Source organism: Streptomyces sp. 13-12-16 (assembly GCF_002114215.1).
In the GTDB taxonomy this organism is placed as follows: Bacteria; Actinomycetota; Actinomycetes; order Streptomycetales; family Streptomycetaceae; genus Streptomyces.
Window position 1 is genome coordinate 3276 of sequence record NZ_NCTE01001397.1, and the last position, 1378, is coordinate 4653.

At 73.9% G+C, this 1378-nt stretch carries 1 protein-coding gene and 1 pseudogene; both read left to right on the top strand.

Annotation, left to right across the window (positions count from 1 at the left end):
* Positions 1-702 (top strand): annotated as a pseudogene (locus tag B7767_RS41525) (DNA repair protein RecN); the annotation flags it as partial.
* Positions 703-890: 188 nt separating this feature from the next.
* Positions 891-1378 (top strand): glycosyltransferase (locus B7767_RS41530; RefSeq protein WP_143652973.1); only part of this gene is annotated, 488 nt, incomplete at its 3' end.

Genomic DNA, 1378 nt, shown 5'->3' on the forward strand with positions numbered 1-1378 from the left:
GACGGCGACGACGAGCGGATCGAGGAACTGACCGCCGAGCGTGACGCGCTCCGCGCGGAGCTGGGAGTCCTGGCGCAGGAGCTGACGGACGCACGGACGGAGGCAGCACAGCGGTTCGCGTCGGCGGTCACCGCCGAGCTGGCCTCGCTCGCCATGCCGCACGCGCGCGTGTCGTTCGACATCCGGCAGACCGAGGACCCGGAGGGCGTCGAGGTGGACGGGCGCACGGTGGCCTACGGGCCCTCGGGCGTGGACGAGGTGGAGCTGCTGCTCGCCCCGCATCCCGGAGCGCCGCCCCGGCCCATCGCCAAGGGCGCCTCGGGTGGTGAGCTGTCGCGCGTGATGCTGGCCGTGGAGGTGGTGTTCGCGGGCACGGACCCCGTGCCGACGTACCTCTTCGACGAGGTCGACGCCGGTGTCGGCGGCAAGGCGGCGGTCGAGATCGGCCGGCGGCTCGCGAAACTGGCGAAGACCGCGCAGGTCGTGGTCGTCACGCACCTGCCGCAGGTGGCCGCGTTCGCCGACCGGCAACTGCTGGTGGAGAAGACCAACGACGGCTCGGTCACCCGGTCCGGCGTGAAGGTGCTCGAAGGCGAGGACCGCATCCGCGAACTCTCCCGCATGCTCGCCGGCCAGGAGGACTCCGAGACGGCCCGGGCCCACGCGGAGGAGCTGCTGGCGACGGCCCGGGCGGACGTGTAGCCGGAGGAGGGTGAGGTTCCGTCACTCGTGTGGGTGACATGTCGTTCTGTGCGGACCCGGGCCCGTGACGTCGGCGTTGCCGGAACGGCCGTACGGCCTGGCATCCTTGACGGAGTACGGCGAGTACATCGCCCGATCCTTCTGTACGTTCTTCGGGACCGCACGAACCGAACCAGGAGCCCGGCCACGTGACCCCCGTGAGCAGCCACTCACCGCTGCGCACCGTGCAGGTGCTGGGCGGTGGCAACGCCGCCAGCAGCGCCCACGTGCGCTCGCTGGCCGCGGGGCTCGTCGCGAGGGGCGTGCGGGTCACGGTGTGCGCCCCCGTCGAGGCGGATCACACCTACGACTTCACCGGCGTCGGCGCCGACCACGTGCACGTGCCGCGCAGCAGCGACCCGGGGTCGGTGGCCGCGCTCCGGGCCGCCTGCACGGGCGCCGACCTGGTCCACGCGCACGGGCTGCACGCCTCCTTCCGCACGGTGCTCGCCCTGAGCGGACGGCGTACCCCGCTCATCGTCACCTGGCACGACCGGGCGCGCGCCGACGGCCCGCGTGCCCACTTCCTGCGCGTGCTGGAGCGGCGGGTCGTCAAGGCGGCCACCGTGGTGCTCGGGACGACCTCCGCCCTCGTCGACCGGGCGCGCCGCACGGGCGCGCGGGACGCCCGGCTGGC